General features: G+C 65.6%; 12 protein-coding genes. 5 read left to right on the top strand and 7 right to left on the bottom strand.

What is annotated here, in order from left to right:
- Positions 1-148 precede the first annotated feature (148 nt).
- From EXR94_12630 to EXR94_12655, 6 genes are read right to left on the bottom strand one after another with little or no spacing between them, the layout of a single operon-like run.
- A complete protein-coding gene (locus tag EXR94_12630; GenBank protein MSR03565.1) occupies positions 149-475 on the bottom strand; it encodes a hypothetical protein in 327 nt (108 codons plus the stop codon).
- Positions 476-488: 13 nt separating this feature from the next.
- Positions 489-1,472: a hypothetical protein gene (locus tag EXR94_12635; protein MSR03566.1), complete on the bottom strand. Its 984-nt coding sequence runs from the start codon at positions 1,470-1,472 to the stop codon at positions 489-491.
- Positions 1,473-1,474: 2 nt separating this feature from the next.
- Positions 1,475-2,224 carry a DUF3108 domain-containing protein gene (locus tag EXR94_12640; GenBank protein MSR03567.1) on the bottom strand — a complete coding sequence of 250 codons (750 nt, stop codon included), beginning with the start codon at positions 2,222-2,224 and terminating at the stop codon, positions 1,475-1,477.
- Complete coding sequence (locus EXR94_12645) at positions 2,221-3,000, bottom strand: glycosyltransferase family 2 protein (protein ID MSR03568.1); 780 nt, start codon at positions 2,998-3,000, stop codon at positions 2,221-2,223. Before EXR94_12645 ends, EXR94_12640 begins: the two co-directional genes overlap by 4 nt.
- 3 nt (positions 3,001-3,003) lie before the next feature.
- Positions 3,004-4,083, bottom strand: coding sequence for a glycosyltransferase family 1 protein (locus EXR94_12650; GenBank protein MSR03569.1), 1,080 nt, complete (start codon positions 4,081-4,083; stop codon positions 3,004-3,006).
- The gene (locus EXR94_12655; GenBank protein ID MSR03570.1) at positions 4,080-4,559 is read right to left on the bottom strand and encodes a hypothetical protein; all 480 of its coding nucleotides are present in this window, start codon (positions 4,557-4,559) and stop codon (positions 4,080-4,082) included. The genes EXR94_12650 and EXR94_12655 overlap by 4 nt, the downstream gene beginning before the upstream one ends.
- Positions 4,560-4,919: 360 nt before the next feature.
- On the opposite strand from EXR94_12655, the gene EXR94_12660 reads away from it, so the two are divergent.
- The 3 genes from EXR94_12660 to EXR94_12670 are packed head-to-tail and all read left to right on the top strand — an operon-like array spanning position 4,920 to position 11,731.
- The gene (locus tag EXR94_12660; protein ID MSR03571.1) at positions 4,920-6,620 is read left to right on the top strand and encodes an MFS transporter; all 1,701 of its coding nucleotides are present in this window, start codon (positions 4,920-4,922) and stop codon (positions 6,618-6,620) included.
- Between the two features lie 14 nt (positions 6,621-6,634).
- On the top strand, positions 6,635-8,071 hold the full coding sequence (locus tag EXR94_12665; GenBank protein ID MSR03572.1) for a phosphatase PAP2 family protein: 1,437 nt from the start codon (positions 6,635-6,637) through the stop codon (positions 8,069-8,071).
- Positions 8,072-8,080: 9 nt separating this feature from the next.
- The gene (locus EXR94_12670; GenBank protein MSR03573.1) at positions 8,081-11,731 is read left to right on the top strand and encodes a hypothetical protein; all 3,651 of its coding nucleotides are present in this window, start codon (positions 8,081-8,083) and stop codon (positions 11,729-11,731) included.
- Here EXR94_12670 and EXR94_12675 read toward each other — a convergent pair.
- Positions 11,706-12,428 (bottom strand): hypothetical protein, encoded by a 723-nt coding sequence (locus EXR94_12675; GenBank protein ID MSR03574.1) that lies wholly within the window; start codon positions 12,426-12,428, stop codon positions 11,706-11,708. The genes EXR94_12670 and EXR94_12675 overlap by 26 nt on opposite strands.
- Positions 12,429-12,757: 329 nt before the next feature.
- Between EXR94_12675 and EXR94_12680 the strand changes: the two genes are divergently transcribed.
- Positions 12,758-15,904 carry a SusC/RagA family TonB-linked outer membrane protein gene (locus EXR94_12680; GenBank protein ID MSR03575.1) on the top strand — a complete coding sequence of 1,049 codons (3,147 nt, stop codon included), beginning with the start codon at positions 12,758-12,760 and terminating at the stop codon, positions 15,902-15,904.
- Positions 15,905-15,915: 11 nt separating this feature from the next.
- Positions 15,916-17,607: a hypothetical protein gene (locus tag EXR94_12685; GenBank protein MSR03576.1), complete on the top strand. Its 1,692-nt coding sequence runs from the start codon at positions 15,916-15,918 to the stop codon at positions 17,605-17,607.
- The last annotated feature ends 12 nt before the right edge of the window (positions 17,608-17,619 follow it).

Consider the following 17,619-nt stretch of genomic DNA (forward strand, 5'->3'; position numbering starts at 1 on the left):
CATTTCCGGGCGGACCGGTTGCCCGGGACGCCCTCGCTTGCTTCGGTGACCGGCGAACGCCATCGCGAACCCGATGCGTGACTACCCCCGGTCAGGATCGACCGGTGGCTACCGAAGCACTACTTGTGTTGGGATTTGGTGCCGAGAACTACGCGTGGACCGGGGGGGCGCGGGATGAATGAGCCCGGAGGCGGGCCGCCGGGAATACCATCGGGCCGAAATAGCATCCGGCCCGGACCGGATCGACGAAGGCCGCGGGGGACGGCTGCTGCGCCGACGACACCGCCTGGGCCAGCAACGGCGTGCCCACGACGCAGTGATCGACGTGATGGTTGGTCGTCGCGGCTTCGACGTGGGCCACCTGCACCCCGTCTTCCGCGTGATGGGTGAGTTCGAGTGCCGCGGGTACTCCTCCGGAGAGGAGCACCGCCGTTGCCACCCACCGCCGCAAGTTCGACCACCAACTACGAGGCATGAGTTAAATCTACCTACGGCCTTGCCTGAGGCAATGGGGCGAGCGGCTCGATCCCGGGTTCCGTTAGGCCCCAGACCACCAGCGGCATCATGATTTCGTGGTGCCCGGTGATCTGAACGCCCTCGCCGCCGGCTTGGGTGGGGCGTTTGACGACGTTCATGGCCGGCCGGTAATGTCGGATCATGTCGAAATCCGCCGCCAGGAAATTGGTTGGCTTTCCGCCACCGAGGTTTCGCGCCACCGTCAGGGCCTTGAGGAACACCTCCGGCATGATCACGGCGCTGCCCCAGTTGAGCACCGCGCCGCCCTCGTCCAGATCCGGGAGTGATCCGGCTAAGCGGTCAAAGTCCTTCATGGCCGTGGCGCCGATCGCGGCCCCATCGGCGGCGGGATGCTGATGAATGATTTCGGCGCCGATGGCGGGATGGACCGTGACCGGAACGCCCGCGTCCAGGGCGCCGAGCAGCACGCTGGCGTCGCGACCCGGTAACGCCGCCCGGCCGGCGAGCCCTCGGGTCAGTCCCTCGCCGAGCCCGAGGCCCTGATCGGCGGCGGCGCGAATCGCCGCGTTCATCTCCGTGCCGGTCTCTTCGGCCATGCCGAAGGTGCCATCGCCCAAGCCGGCCTCGACGTCTTCACTGGTCCCACCGAAGGCCGCCAGTTCGAAGTCATGGATCGCGGCCGCGCCGTTCATCGCGATGTGGGTCACGATGCCGCGCTCGAGCAGGACCCGGATCAGGGGGCCGAGTCCGACCTTGATGACATGCCCGCCCAGTAACAGGACGACGCCCCGGCGGCGGGCCGCCGCGGACCGAACCCGGTCGATTACCAATCGGAGGTCTCGAGCCGCGAGTAGGTTCGGCATCGCGGCCAGGAATCCGGCAAACGACCGGTCCGCTCCCGGCACCAGAGCCAGGAGTGACGGGTCGACTTTGTTGGAACGGAGCGTGATCGGAACGGTTATAACGCGGGCACGATCGGCTTCGCGGTACCTCACCCTCAGTCGGCCGGCGCGAAGGTCATCTGGGCCAGCCGGAGGGTGACGGTGCCGAAAGCCAACTTGGAGCGGATCTGGACCGGGATCCGGCGGGCGTCGTCGGTAATCCAGAGCCGAGCCTCGGCCCGGTCGGCAAACATCCCCCGGTCGTCGATGACCGGATTCAAGACGAAGCACCGGACTTTGGTGCCGTCGGGTAAATCCATTTCCTCCATCTTCAGCACCCGGATCAGCAACGGGTTCTTGTCGTCCATGAAATAGTTCTCGAACCGATAGGCCTTGCCCACTTCGAGCGGCGTGGTCCGGACGAAATAGAGGAGCGACGCATCGTCGAGCGGATGAGTCGGCGTCGCCTGGGTGCCGTCTTTGCCTCGTTGCCGGTAAAAGCCTGAATCGGGAAAGATGTCGTAATCGCGGAGCCGGTTCTTGTTGTTCTCGGTGTTGTCGTTCCGGAAGCGAAGCGACTTGAAATCGGTAACCGTGGTCCATGACTCGAGCGTGTTCTTGATCCGGAACAAGAAATTGCCGCCTTCGAGCTGGAACCGGAATTTGTAGGTCGGCTCGCCCCGGACGGTGTCGAGGCCGGCCACTCGGATCGAGGCTTCCCCGAGCTTCAGCATTCCGATCTTGGCCGAATACTCGAAGAGCTCGCCGACGGCGAAGGGGTGTTTCGGGGTTCGGCACTCGGCGCCCGGCGCTCGGCACTCGGCGGGGAGCAAGAGGGAGGTCAGGGATACCAGCAGGGCGATCATGCGTCTTGGCCTTTCTCGCGGCGCTTGGCTCGGGGGGCGCTTCGTTCAGCGGCGACGGCTTTTCGAACTACGCTGCTCGAGCGCCACAGGTCGCGGGCGGTGGGCCAAGGGTCGACTCTCGTGGCTCGGGCTTTGAGATCGTGCCGTTCCGGGAAGGAGACGGTGTCGATCTGCCGGGCATGCACGGCGGTTCGCCCGACCAACTCGGCGTTGGCGGCCCAGCCGTCCGAGAGCAGGACCCGATCGGGCCGGTTGAACACCGATTTGAGCGCGGCGAGGCGGAAGCCGATGTACCCGGAGGTCGGGTCTCGAACCCCGTCGACTCCGGCGCTTCGGCCGAGGAGGTATTTGCTCCATCGGCGGGTCCAGCGATAGGGGCGTTCCCACTTCGGATCGATGGCGCCTTCGCCGACGACCAAGTCGGCCCCGCTGTCGAGCTTCTTGGCGAAATCGCCGAGGAACTCGGGTCCGTGGGCAAAATCGCCGTGCATCAAGATCGCGCCGTCGCGCTTATGACGATCCGATAACTCGAGGGCTTGGCGGAGCAACGCCTCGACGGTGGCCGCATAGCCTTGAGCGGTGCGGTCGGCCCGAATGGTCAGCGGCAAGACTTCGGCGTAGGTCGCCAGGACCTCCGCGGTATGGTCGCTCGAGCCGTCGTTGCCGACCAGGACGTGATACTCCCGGCCGAGGGCTTCGAAGGCCCTCCGAACTTTCCAGAGCACGAGCCCGATGGTTTCGGCTTCATCTCGGCTCGGAATACAGACGTAAATCATTCTCTACCAACGTTCTAGGACAACGGAACGATACACCTGGAGGACCCCGGCTGCCATCCCGGAGTCGGTGAACCGGGCCACCGATTCAAGGCCTTTGGCCACGAGGCGGTTCCGAAGGTCGCCGCTGGCAATAACCTGCGCGATTCCCTCGGCTAAGCCGGCCACGTCGCCCGGAGGGACCAATACCCCGGCTCCGTCGCGGAGCAACTCCGGGATGCCGCCGGCCCCCGTGGCAACCACGGGGATTCGGAGCGCCTGGGCATCGAGGATCGTGGTGCCGAGCCCCTCCTGGATCGAGGTCAGGACGAAAACCGTCCCGGCGGCGATCAGCTGGCGCGGCTCGTTGATCTGGCCGAGGAAATGGATGATCGGGGTGATCCCGAGGTCGCGGGCCAAGGCTTCCAGTTCGGTCCGAAGGATGCCGTCACCGACCAAAGCCCAATGCAAGTCGGGAAACCGGTGGCGGAGCCGGGCGGCCGTTCGGAGCAACGTGGCGTGGTCTTTTTCGCGGGTCAGCGCCGCGACGGTGACGACCAAGGGCCCGTGCGGTGGAAGTCCCAGGGCCGTCCGGGTCGGGTTCTGCCTAACGTCGATGGCGGCGACGAGATCGATCCCGGAGTGAACCACGGTAATCCGGGCGGGATCGATCCCGTCGGCCACCAGGGTGTGGCGGACCGCCTCAGAGATGGCGATCACGGCCGCCGCGTTGGTCCAGAACCCGCGCCGGCGGAGGGGGAGATTGGTCCGTCGGGTTACGATCACGGGTGACCGGGAAACCAGGGATGCCAGGCCCGCGAGGGTGAGTGCGTGGGCGTCATGGGCGTGGAGGATCGAGCGGGCGCGGGACGTTTCGGCGATGGCCGCCACCAGGGCCCGCGGTGACAAACCAGCCCGCCACCCGACGGCTCGGGCCGGGACCCCGGCGGTTTGGAGTTCGGCGGCCAGGCGGCTCCCGGCGGTGGTGATGACCAACTGATCGAGCCCGAGCCGGCCGAGGGCCCGGGCCAAGAGAAGCACCTGCCGCTGCCCACCCCGCCACTCCCGGCCGGAGGCGAGATGGACGATCCGCGGTAGGCCGGTCACCGCCTCAGCGAATCAGGGAAAAAGGGACAGCGCCCGTCCTGAAACCCGGCGGTCTGGGTCTCGAGGCCGATCATCGGGATGACCCGGGCTCCGATATGGACCGAGCCCAGCGTCGGCGCCCCGGGAATGGGAAGCCCCTCGTACAGCAACACTCCCTGGACTCCGAGGACCCGGTCCGACAACAGCACCCCGAAGCCGGGAACCGGCTGATCGGGCAGGGGCCCGTCCACTCCGACGACCCAGCCCGAGTCGGCGTTGCCCACCAAGGCGCGCTGGGCTTGGCCCGCCACCACCCGAACCGCGAGAACCGGCGGCATCGTCGCCGGCGCGGCACTGAGGGTCGTGCCGGGTTTGGTGAATTCTTCGAGCAGCATGGTTGGTCCCGCCAGGGAAAAAATCCCGCACCGGGTACCCTGATTGGACCAGCCGCAGGAGGCGAGGGTGGCGACAAGCGAGAGGCAAACCGGGACCCGCACCGAGAACCGTCCGTCCGAATGGTTCCCAAAGATACCCTCGGGCGGTAACATTCGTTGCCCTATGGGAATCGATGATCTCAAAGCGCGATTCAGGGGGGGCGCCTGGCACGACGCCCTCGTCGACCTCCGGGTCGGCCTCAAGGACCTGAAGGACGCTCTCGACAAGACCGCGCGGGACCTCACCGCCGAACGCGAACAACTGACCATGGCCGAACGCCGGGGCCAATTGGCCGAGGACATCGGGGACGCCGAAACCGCGGCGATTGCCCGCCAGTTTGCCGACAAACATCGCCAGCGGGTGGACCTCCTCGACCGGAAACTCGGCGTCCAGCGTGATGAACTCACGCTGGCCGAGCAGGAATTCGAGGCCGTCTCGGCGCAGCAACGGTCCGCCGGACCAGGGGTGCCGGAGCCACCGGACGAAGACCCCGGCCTCCTCAAGGCCAAGATCGATCGAGAAGCGGCTCGAGCCGCGGTCGATACCCAACTCGAACTGCTCAAGAAGAAAATGGGGAAGGGCTCGTGAATCCGAACGGCATCGACAACGATCGGGGTTTCCTTGGACACCCTCGCGGGCTGTCCACCCTCTTTTTCACCGAGATGTGGGAGCGGTTCAGCTACTACGGGATGCGCGCCATCCTGATCCTGTTCATGGTGGCGCCGCTGACCGAAGGCGGTCTTGGCATGGCGGTGCCGGAGGCCGGCGCGGTCCAAGGGACCTACACCGCCATGGTCTACATGATGACCATGGTGGGGGGCTGGTTTGCCGACAAGCTCTTTGGGCTCCGGCGATCGGTGTTCGTGGGCGGTGTGCTGATCATGGCGGGGCACATCAGCCTGGCCATTCCGGGCTTGGCGTCGTTCTACCTCGGCCTGCTCCTGGTGGTGTTAGGCACCGGGCTCCTCAAGGGCAACGTCTCGGTCATGGTCGGCCAGCTGTACCGGCCCGAGGACACCCGCCGCGACGCCGGCTATTCGCTCTACTATATGGGCGTCAATCTTGGCGGCTTTCTGGGTCCGTTCTTCTGCGGATACTTTGCCCAACAGCCGGCATTCCGGGAACGCCTGATCGGGTGGGGTTTCGCGCCCGAAACCGCCTGGCACTTCGGGTTCGGTGCCGCGGCGGTCGGGATGCTCTTTGGTTTGATCCAGTATTCGCTTGGCAAGGACCGCTTCCCCGCCACCGTCGAACGGCCGCTCGGGGTGTCGAATGACACCGAGCGAAGCCAAGCGCGGCGGCAGTTCGGGATGGCCCTCGGGGGCGTGCTGCTCGTGGTGCTGGCGGCCGTTGGACTCAACTCCGCGGGGACGATCACCATTACACCCCAGGGATTTGCCGGAGGCGTCGACGTGTTTCTGGTCGTGCTCACGGTCGGATTTTTTTTCTGGCTCTTTACCGTGGCCAAGTGGACCCCCGAGGAACGGAAGCGGCTCGTCGTCATTCTGGTGCTGTTCATGGGGGCATCGATCTTCTGGGCCGGTTTCGAGCAGGGGGCGTCGACCCTGAATCTGTTCGCCGACCGCAACACCGCCAACACGATTTTCGGCTGGGCCTATCCGAGTAGTTGGCTCCAGTCGGTCAATTCGTTTTTCATCATCGTCATGGCCCCCCTGGTGGGCTTGGTCTGGCTCAAGCTCGGGGTCCGGAATCCGTCGAGCCCCGCCAAGTTTTCACTCGGATTGTTCTTTCTGGCCCTGGCCTACGTGCTGATGATCGGGGCATCGTTGAGCGCCGCCGCCGGCGGCCGGGTCACCCCGATGTGGCTGGTTGGCTGCTACTTCCTCCAGACGATCGGGGAGTTGTGTCTCAGCCCGGTCGGGATGGGAGCCATGTCGACGTTGGCACCGGCTCGGGCCCAGGGGCTCATAATGGGGGTGTGGTTCCTCGCGTCGGCGATCGGCAACAAGGTGGCCGGCCGGGTCGGTGGGCTCTACGAATCGTTCTCGATCACGACGTTGTTTACCGCCAATGCCGGGTTCGTCCTGATCTTCGCGTTGATCATGGCGTTGCTGATCGTGCCGATCAAGAACATGCGCGCTCGAAAAACCGCGTCAGTATAACGCCGCCGCGATCGATGCGAATTTGGCGAATGCTTTGGCTTGGCGCCGCGATCGCGGGGACCGGATGTGCCAAGGTCGTTCCGGCCGACGTTGGATTCGTCGTCAAGTGGACCGAGACCCACTACGCGCTGGCCCGCGCCGAACGATTGTCTCCGCCGGTCGCCGCCCGGGCCAGTGGGTACGCCGCCATCGCGCTCTTTGAAGGCTGGGCCGCCGCCGGCGATTCGCTCCGGAGCCTCGCCGGCCAACTGAACGGCCTCGACAGCATTCCGAAGCCGCCGGCCGGCAGTAGCCTCGACCCGGCGTTGGTGGCCCTCGAGGCGCAAACGGTGGTGCTCCGGGGCTTATATCGGGGCGGGTTTGCCTCGACCGACGTGGCCATCACGGCCCTCCACGACTCCCTGGTGGGTGCGAGGACCGGCGCCGGGGTCAGCCGGGCCATCGCGGGTCGATCATTGGATTACGGGAACGCCATCGGACTTGCGGTGCTTCGGTGGGCTGAGGGCGATGGGTTTGCCGGCCGACAATTGGCGGATACCCCCCGGTCGACGCCGGATGCCTGGCAGCCGACCGCCACCGGGGCACAGTTCCGGTCCCAGAGTCTCTCGGCCCAGAGCGACGTGGTATTGCTCGACAATCCAACCGGCAAAGCGCAGAGCGGGGCCCTCACCGGCGAGCGCTCGCTGTCGGTCAACCGGCCGAAGACGCCGGCGGCCGCCAACGCGCCCGGCATCAATCCCACCACGGCGCTCGAGCCGGGGTGGGGTGCGCTCCGGCCGTTTGTGTTGACCGGCTCCGAGTCCTGCCCGGCGCCTCCACCCCTCGAGTTCTCCAGCAAGCCGGGGTCGCCCTTCTATCAGCAGGCCGAGGAGATCTACCGGCTGGGTCAGAACCTGACGGAGGAGCAGCGGAAGATCGCCTACTTCTGGGCCGACAATCCCGGGGAGTCCGGCACCCCGGCCGGTCACTGGATGAGTGTCGTGGCCGGACTGGCCTGGCAATGGCAACTGTCGCCGGAACGGACGGTCGAGGCGTACGCGGTGACGGCCATTGCCGTCGCCGACGCCTTCATCGGCTGCTGGCGGGAAAAATACCGGACCGACCTGCTCCGCCCGGTCACCTATATCCAACGGTACCTCGACCCCAAGTGGCAAACGTTGCTCAACACGCCGCCCTTTCCGGCCTATACCTCCGGGCATTCGACTCAGTCGGCGGCCGCGGCCGAGGTGCTCACCGCCCTGTTCGGGGAAGACCGGCCCTATGACGATGCTACCCACGTCAGTCTCGGGCACGGCATCAAACGGCTGGCGTCATTTCGGGCGGCGGCGGAAGAAGCCGGGCAGTCCCGCTTCTACGGGGGCATTCATTACCGGATGGATCACGAGGGCGGCAAGATCCAAGGGGCCTGTATCGGCCGGGCGGTCCTGGCCCGCGTCGCCACTCGACGTTAGGCGGCACCGATGACCCGATGGCGTTTCGCGGTGGTGGCGATTGGATCGCTGGCGGCCTGCCGGTCGCCGGAGCCGGGCCCGTGGCATGAGGAGGCCGGGTATCGGTGGCGCGATCTGGCGCCGCCGGTCGGCGGGTCCGTCGGCTTCACCAGCCAGCGCCCCGGCGCCACCGGCGTCGCCTTTCGGAACGACGTGGCCGAGGCCAAGGCGTTCGCCAACCGCCACCTGGTCCAGGGGTCGGGCGTGGCGATTGCCGATGTCGACGGTGACGGGCGCGCCGATGTCTACCTGACCCGGACCGACGGAGCCAACGCGCTCTATCGGAATCTCGGCCGTTGGAAATTCGAGAACATGGCCGCTGCCGCCGGGGTCGAGTTGGCCGACCGGGCCTCGACCGGCGCGGTCTTTGCCGACGTCGACGGCGACGGCGACCAGGACCTGATCGTCACCGCCATGGCGGGCCGGAACTCTCTGTTTCTGAACGATGGCCGGGGCCGGTTCACCGACGCCACGGCCGAGAGCGGGTTCGTGCCGGAGTCCCGCGGCAGCACCACGGCCACCCTAGCCGATGTCGACGGGGATGGGGATCTCGATCTCTATGTCGCCAACTACAAGGCGACCACCATGCTCGACTCGCTCTCGCCCCAGGAGCGGGCCTTCGACCAGTTGGTCAAGCGGATCGAGGGCCGGTACGAGATCGTTCCGTCGCGCCGGGACAATTACCGGGTGGTGCTCCGGGACGACATTCGCGCCGTGAGCGTCGTGCAGCGAGCCGATCCGGATTGGTTCTATCTGAACGACGGTGCGGGGCACTTTACCCGGGAAATGGTGGCGGGCAATCCCCGGTTTCTCGGGGAGGATGGCGTGCCCCTCGATCGAGAGCCGGACGACTTCGGGCTGGCGGCCCGGTTCTTCGACGCCAACGGCGACGGCGCCCCGGATCTCTATGTCGCCAATGACTTCGAAGATCCCGACCAGTTCTGGATCAATGACGGCACCGGCCGGTTTCGGCTGATCGACCGGACCGCGGTCCGCCAAACCAGTAACTCGGGGATGGCCGTTGATGTCTCGGACGTGGACCGGGACGGCGACATGGACCTGTTCGAAGTGGACATGCTCGCCAACGATAGCCACCGCCGGAAGACCCAAATGCCGACCCACACGCCGATTCCGAAAGTGGGAGGCGACTATCGCGAGCGGGGCCAATGGCAGCGGAACGCGCTGCTGGCCAACCGGGGCGACGGGACCTTCGCGGAAGTCGGCGCGATGGCCGGCGTCGCGGCCTCGGGGTGGTCGTGGTCGGCCCTGTTTCTCGATGTCGATCTCGATGGCTACGAGGATCTCCTGATCGGGAACGGGCACCGGTGGGATCTGATGGACACCGATGTCCAGGAACGGCTCAAGAGTCTGATGACGGGCGTTGATTGGCGGGAGGAACGGAAGTTCTATCCAACGCTGGCCTTGAAGAACGTGGCCTTTCGGAACCTGGGCGGCCTCCGCTTCGAAGAGGTCGGCTCGGCGTGGCGGTTCGGGACCGAGGAGGACATTTCCCATGGCATGGCCGCGGGCGACCTCGATGGCGACGGTGACTTCGACGTGGTGGTGAACCGGCTCGATGCGCCGGCGCTGCTGTTGCGGAACGACGCCCCCGCCGGCCGGCTGCTGGTCCGGCTGGCGGGCCGAGCGCCTAACGTCGACGGCGTCGGGGCGTTGATTCAGTTGCGCGGGCGGGGACGGGTCGATCAGTCCAAGGAAATGGCGGCGGGCGGCCTCTATCTGTCCGGCTCGGAGCCGGCGGCGGCGTTCGCGGCCCAGGGCGACAGCTTGGTGCTCGAGGTTCGGTGGCGGAGCGGAGCGGTCAGCACTGTGGTCGGGGCGGTAGCCGGCCGGGAATACCGGATTGCCGAGCCGCCCGGCGGCCCGGTGGCGGGGGCGGCTTCGCCGGAGGGCGGGCTCCCGCTCTTCGAGGACGTGTCCGATCGGCTTCGCCACCGACAGGTCGAGACCGAGTTCCCGGACTTTGCCCGCCAACCGCTCCTCCCGATTAAGCTGAGCCAACTTGGGCCCGGGGTGAGTTGGATCGATCTCGACGGCGACGGCGACGACGATCTGGTGATCGGGGCTGGGGCCGGCGGGCGGCTCGCGGCGTTCCGAAACACCGCCGGGCGGTTCAGCCGGCTGCCCGGATTCGCCGCCGACAGCTTCGATCTGACCCAGATCGTCGCCGGGCCGGGGGTCGGGGTGTTGGTGGGGCAGTCGAGTTATCAGGCGGCGAGCCCGGCGTCGGCGTTAGGCGCGGCCCAGGTGTTTCGCTGGGCCCCTGGCGGGCCACCCGAGGTCGCGGTGCCGGGCGACACCACCAGCGCCGGCCCCCTCGCCCTCGGCGACATCGACAGCGACGGCGACCTCGATCTCTTCGTGGGGGGCCGGGTGGCGCCGGGCGTCTATCCGCTGGCAGGCAACAGCCGGGTCTGGCGGAACGAGGGCGGGCGGTTCGTGGTCGACGAGTCGAACCGGGCCGTCCTCCGCTCGATCGGGATGGTGTCGTCGTCGGTGTTCTCGGATCTCGATGCCGACGGCGACCCCGACCTGGTGCTGGCCCTCGAGTGGGGACCGATCAAGGTGCTGGAGAATCAGGGCGGGCGGTTCGCGGATCGGACCGAGGCCTGGAAACTTGACCGGCTGTCCGGGCGATGGAACGGGATTGCCACCGGGGATTTTGACGGCGATGGCCGGATCGACCTAGTGGCCACGAACTGGGGCCGGAACACCATGGCCCGCCCCGACTCGGCCCGGCCGCTCTATCTCTACTATGGCGGGTGGGGCGGGGACGGGGTCTCGATGAGTCTGGCGCAGGTGGATCCCCGGCTTAAGGGCCTGGCGCCGTTGCTGACCCTGTCGCGACTTACGGCGGCTCTCCCCGGGCAGCGGCGCCGGACGCCGACGTTCGCGGCGTACGCCGACGCCACCCTGGAGCAGGCGTTCGGCGATGCCCTGGGTCGCGGCGGGCGGCTGGTGGCCACGACCTATGACCAGATGGTGTTCCTCAACCGGGGCGGGTTCTTCGAGCCCCGGTCGCTGCCCCTCGAGGCGCAGCAGGCCCCGGCCTTTGGGGTGGCCGTGGCCGATTTTGACGGCGACGGGGCCGAGGACCTGTTCCTGGCCCAGAACTTTTCGGAAACCGACATCGCCTCGCCCCGGCTCGATGCCGGCCGCGGGCTCGTCCTGCTTGGCGATGGCGGCGGCGGCTTCGCGGCCCTGAGCGGCAACCAGTCAGGGGTCCGGTTGGCCGCCGACCAGCGGGGCGTTGCCGTCGCGGATTTCGACGACGATGGGCGGCCCGATGTCGTAGTCGGCCAGAACACGGCGGCCACGGTGCTGTTCCGGAACGCCGCCGGCCGGCCGGGGCTCCGAGTCCGGCTGGCCGGCGGACTCCGGCCGGCGGTGCTCCGGCTGGGGTATCCGGACGGGTTGGGGCCGGCGCGCGAGGTGCGACTCGGCGGGGGCTACTGGTCCCAGGACGGAGCGCCGGTGTTGGGAACGAGGCCGGACCCGGTTGCACTCTGGGTCCGCTGGACCGCCACTGATTCGACCCGGGTCCCGCTCCGTCCCGGCCAACGAGCGGTGACCGTTATCAGGGCGTTGCCCGAGTCCAGATGACGACGACCCCGCACCCCGCCGATGAGCCGGTGAATTCGGCCGGAACTTCCCCGGAGCCTCGGTAGACTTCGATGCCCTGGACGTCGTTGATCGGGGTCGTGGTGGCGAAGTAGCGGGCCTGCTGGCCATCGACGTAGTAAACCGGGAGGCATCCCGGGGCTGCCCGGGCCATCCGGGCGCGGCAGTCGAGTGCGTCGCAGTACACTTTGACGCCTTTGACGGTCCGGAGGGCGTCGCCCATGTTCATGTAGCCGCGGGCGCTGATTTCGTCGCGGCCAATGAAATGGCCAACCCCCCGGTCACGGCGCCGCTCGAACTCGACGAACCGGGGTAGGGTCTTCGAGTTTCTGGCCTCGACTTCGAGTTCGGGCATCTGCTCGCCGGTGAACTCGAGCTCGAAGGTCTTCTCGAGCGTCCTGCCGGCCTCGAACTTGAGAAAACCGGTGAAGGGTTTGTAACCGACGACCCGAATCAAGATCCGCCGCTCGCCGGGTTCGACGCCGCTGAGGACGAAGCGGGCCTGGCTCGAGAGGCTGACGTCCGCTTTGACGCCGTCGAGGGCGATGATGGCTGTGGGTAAGACCTGACCGGTCCGGCCATCGTAGACCTTCCCGATCAGCTGCGCCTTGTCCTGCGCCAAGCCGGCGCTCGACCCGAGGGCCATGCTGAGTAGAACACCCACCAAGGTTTTGACCATGACGCTCGAACCAGGTTGACAGGTCGGTCCAATTTATATCTCTTGCGTTTTCTCCGCTTGGGAGGCAAATTGGCGTTTCCAAAATTTTCCCGGCGTGCCGACATAGTGTCTTTCTGACACGGCCGACCCAGAGCCGATCGTGTTGAAACGACACGAGTCCCTGGCGGTTTATTCCGCAAGGCGCCAGGGCTGCCGATCTTGCGATCGGAATGCGGAGGGTATGGAATTTGCCTCTGAGTGCTTACCTTCTCTTCCGACTCCGTGGTGGAGACGCGTCGATCCGTTGCTGGCCGTTCAGCTTGATCCGGGTGTAGGGCTCTCATTCCCGAATGCAGTTGCCATTTTCAATATCCTTACAACCGAGGATTCGCATCATGAAGCGTTCCGTACAGAGTGGTCTCCGCGCCGGGGCCGTCGCGGTGCTCTTCACGCTGACCGCACAGGCGGCGTGGGCACAGGCGACGATCTCTGGTAAGGTGACCGACGCCCAAGGTCGGCCGATCGGCGGCGCCAATGTGCTGCTGGTGGGGCTGTCCAACGGCGGGGCTACCAATCAGAGCGGTGTCTACACGATCGCCGTCGCGGCGTCCAATACCAGCGGCCGGTCGGTGACGATCAGCGCCCGGTTCTTGGGCAAGAAGCTGTCGACCAAAACGATCGTGCTGTCGCAGGGCAGCCAGACCGTCGACTTCCAGCTAGCGGACGACCCGTTTCGCCTCGACGAACTCGTCGTGACGGGCGTGTCCGAGGCCACGTCGACCAAAAAGCTCGCCTTTGCCGTCGGGAAGGTGTCTGCGGATCAGCTTCAGGAAACCCCCGGCGTGAGCGCGCTTGGCGCGCTGGCCGGCAAGGTGGCGGGCGTCCGGTTGGTGCAAACCAACGGCGAACCCGGCACCGCCCCGGCGATCCGCCTCCGCGGCGCCACCAGCATCTCCGGCAGCCAGGACCCGCTGATCATCGTGGATGGCACGATCACCCGGATCAGCTTGGCCGACATCGCGTCCGAAGACATCGAGCGGATCGAAGTCGTCAAGGGCGCGGCCGCCTCGTCGCTGTACGGGTCGGACGCCGCCAACGGCGTGGTTCAGATCTTCACCAAGCGCGGCGCGAATCTGGCCGACGGCAAGCTCTCGGTGACCACCCGGAATGAGGGTGGTGCCTCGTTCTTGACCAAGATGATCCCGAATGCCAATGCCCACGCTTTTAAGGTGAAGGCGTGCGATTCGTTCCCGAGCGGCGTGTGCTTCGCCCGGAATCCCGCCGGCAACCGGCAGAACGAGCCGGACGGCATCGCCGACAATCCGTACCCCAGATACTTCGACCACCAGGACGAGGTGTCCCGGCCGGGCGTGTTCTTGACCAACTACCTCTCGGTCGGGCAGCGGCGCGGGCAGACCAATTTCAACGCCTCGTTCCAGAACACCAGAACCGAGGGTGTCATCCTCGGCGTCAAGGGTTACACCCGGCAGAACTTCCGGATCAACGTCGATCAGCAGTTGACCCCCAGGCTCGATCTCTCGTTCAGTTCGTTCTACGGGCGCTCGAACAACAATGATGCCGCCCAAGGTCCCGGCAATCCTTTCTTCGCCGTGACCTTCGTCGAACCGAACATCGACTTGTTCGCCAAGAACCCCGATGGGAGCCCATACCGGGCGTTCATTCCGGACCGGGTGGCGAACGCCTCGAACCCGCTCTATGCCTTGTTCAACCGCGACCGGCAGAATGACCGGAGCCGGTTTACCGGGTCCGGCCGGATCCGGTGGCGGATTCGGGACTGGTTGAGCGCCGAAGGCAACTACAACTTTGACACCGACCGGAACGACTTCACCGATCTGACGCCATTCGGGTATCTCTCGGCCACCGGACAGCCCACCGATGGTGACTTGTTCAAGTCGGGTCAGAGCAGCCGGACCTACAACACCGGCGCCACCTTGACGGCCATTCGGAGCTTCGGGTCGATCACCAACACCACCAAGGTCTCCTACGTCTACGAGGATGAAAAGAACTCGTACATTCAGACCCGAGGCACTAAGCTGGTCGTGAAGCAGGTCCCGGAATTTGCGGCTGTCGACCCCTCCACCCTGTCGAGCTTCTCGAACGACATCGACATCCGGAACCGGAACGCCTTCGCGGTCACGACCTTCGACATCAAGGACCGGTACATTCTCGACGGCTTGATCCGGCAGGACGAGTCCTCGTTGTTCGGTCCGGAGAGCCGGAAGTCGACCTACTACCGGTTGTCGGGCGCCTGGCGGGCCAACGAGGATCTCAAGATCGGCGGGATCGACGAATTGCGGTTCCGGGGCTCGTACGGGACGGCGGGTCTCCGGCCCCAATTCGACTATCAGTACGAAACCCTGGCGGTATCGGCCGGGTCGTTCTCCAAGCAAACCCTCGGGAACCGGGCGTTGCGTCCGGCGAAGTCGGCCGAATACGAGGTCGGAGCCAACCTCGAATTGGCAGGCGGCCGGGTGTCGGTCGAGTACACCTACTCGTCGAAGGAAACCAAGGATCAGATCATCCGAGTCAACTTGCCGTCGGTGGTCGGGTTCCTGAATCAATGGCAGAACATCGGTGCCTTGAAGTCCAGAACCCATGAGGTCGCGGTTGGGCTCCAGTTGATCAACAACCGGAATATGGCCTTCCAGTTGAGCATCACGGGAGACCGGACCCGGCAGACCATCACCGATTGGCCGCTGCCGCTCGATCTCTTCGGCCCGGTCGAAACCTTCTACATCAACAAGGGCGCCTCGCTCGGCGCCATGTACGGCAACCGGGTGGTCAAGGACATCAATGAGCTCTACGACGACCCGACCAAGAAGGCCCAGTCCGGGGCTGGCCAGGCGTGGGATCCGGCGAAGTTTGTCGTCAACGAAGAAGGCTATGTCGTCCTGAGAGATCAGCTCGGGAAGCCGGACGAGAGGCCCTTCTTCTACGTCAACGCCAAGGGGGAGTCCATCGTGCCGATCGGCGATGCCAACCCGGACTTCAACCTGAGCTTCAACCCGGTCTTCAGCTGGAAGAAACTCGCCTTGAATGGCTTGGTCGATTGGAGCCAGGGCGGCAGCATCTATAACGGGACCCGGCAGTGGCCGTTCTTTGAGAACCGCGACCGGATTTACGATCAGCGCGGCAAGCCCGAAGCCGAAAAGAAGAGCCAGCTCTACTACAACTTCTTCTACAACGGGTTGAATCCGATCGACTTCTTCGTCGAGCCGGGCACCTATGTGAAGATCCGGGAGTTGGCGGCGCACTACACCCTCGACCGAAACCAGCTCAAGAAGATCGGGTTGGGCAAGCTCGAGAACGTCCGCCTCGGGGTAATCGGCCGGAATTTGTTCACCTTCACGAAGTACTCCGGCTACGATCCGGAAGTCGCGAGCCCGTTCGACAACGACCCGTTCCAGGTCCGGATCGACTGGTTCACATATCCCCACTTCCGGACCTTTACGGGTCTGGTTGAAATCGCCTTCTGAGGAACGAACCCATGAAACTTGTGAATGTGACCCGATGGGTCGGCGTGGTGGGGGTGGCGGCGTCGCTCAGCTGCAAGAGCCTCGATGTCGAAAACCCGAATGCTCCTGACGCGGCCCGGGCCTTCGCCGATCCGGGCGCCATTGCCGGATTGATGACCGGCGCCTGGAAGAGCTGGTTCAATGCTCATACCGAGTTCAACAGCGCGTTAGTGCTGAACTCGATGGCCGACGGGATCTCTGCGTCGTGGAACAACTTCAACCTTCGGTATTACACCTCCGAAGGGAACGAGTGCCCGGTTCGGTGCGGCTGGATCAACGAACCCAGCTCCGCCTACCGGTACCAGATCGAGACCTACTGGTATGGCTATTACGGGGCGTTGTCGAATGCCAACGACGTCCTCACGGCCATCCGGAAGAACAAGGTGGAGATCGGCTCGGTTGCGAACACCAAGTTGCTCGAAGCGACGGCCGTGATGATCCAGGGCATGGTGTTCTCACAGATCGCCCTCAACTACGATAAGGGCTTCATCGTAACCGAGGCCACCGACCTGTCCACGCCCGACAAGGTCCAGTCCCTGCAGTTCACACCGCGGGCCGGGATGCGGGACGCCGCGATTACCAAATTCAATGAGGCGGCCACCCTGATGGCCGCCGCGTCCGGCACGTTGCCGAAAGAGTGGTTCGGCAAGACCGGGCAACCGACCTACAGCCCCGCCCAAATGGTCAAAGTGATTCGTACGATGCAGGCTGAGTTGCTGTCGTTCTATCCGCGGAACGCCGCGGAGGCCGGCCAGGTGGCCTGGGCCCAGGTGGCGACGTTTGCGGGCCAGGGCAACAGCGACTTCGCATTCGGCTTCTATCATGATGGCAGCGATTTCTACGATGGCGTGAAGCAGTGGGGCAACGACAACGCCACCACCCGGCTCGATACCCGCGTCTCCCGGTTGATCACCACCGGGCCGCAGGGCGAAGCCAAGCGGCACAAGGATCCGTGGCCCGATCCAGCTGGCAACCCCCAGCCCGACGCTTTTGACCGGCGGGTGGGCAATGGGACCTGGGGGCCAAGCGATGACTTCCTTGGTACCGGTACCGTGGAGGAAGACGCCGGCGCGGGGACCGACTATGCCTACCAGTCGCTCGCCCAGTTCCGGCCGGCCCGGGGTCAGTATCACCAGAGCAATCTGTCCACGATTCGGTACACCTCCCTGGCGTATCCGGGGTACGGCCTTCCGGGTGAGGACGGCCTGGGCTTTGCTCCGCAGTACACGCCGGCCTACAACGATCTGTTGTGGGCGGAGGCGTTGCTCCGGAGCGGCAACGCGGCGCAGGCGGCCACATTAATCAACAAGACCCGGGTAACTCGGGGTGGGCTACCGGCAATTTCGATTTTTAGTCCCGCGGACAGCTTCCACGCTGCCCTCCGTTACGAACAGGACATCGAGTTGGTGAACTTCGGGGCGGCTCTCTTCTACAACCGCCGGAAGATCGACGGCCTGAAGGCGGGGACACCGCGGCAGATGCCGGTGCCGGCCAAAGAGCTGCAAGTTCTCCAGCTCGAGCTGTACAGCTTCGGCGGGCCGGGCAAACCGGATATGGCCCCGAGCGTCGATGGCGCCGGTCGGCAGGTGCGCGGGGTTCGGGACATTTGGGAAGAGATCTCGACCTACTCGAAGCAGCAGGCCCGGCGGCGGAACCGCAACTAACCGCGGCGTCCC

It is taken from the genome of Gemmatimonadota bacterium (genome assembly GCA_009692115.1).
GTDB lineage: Bacteria > Gemmatimonadota > Gemmatimonadetes > Gemmatimonadales > GWC2-71-9 > SHZU01.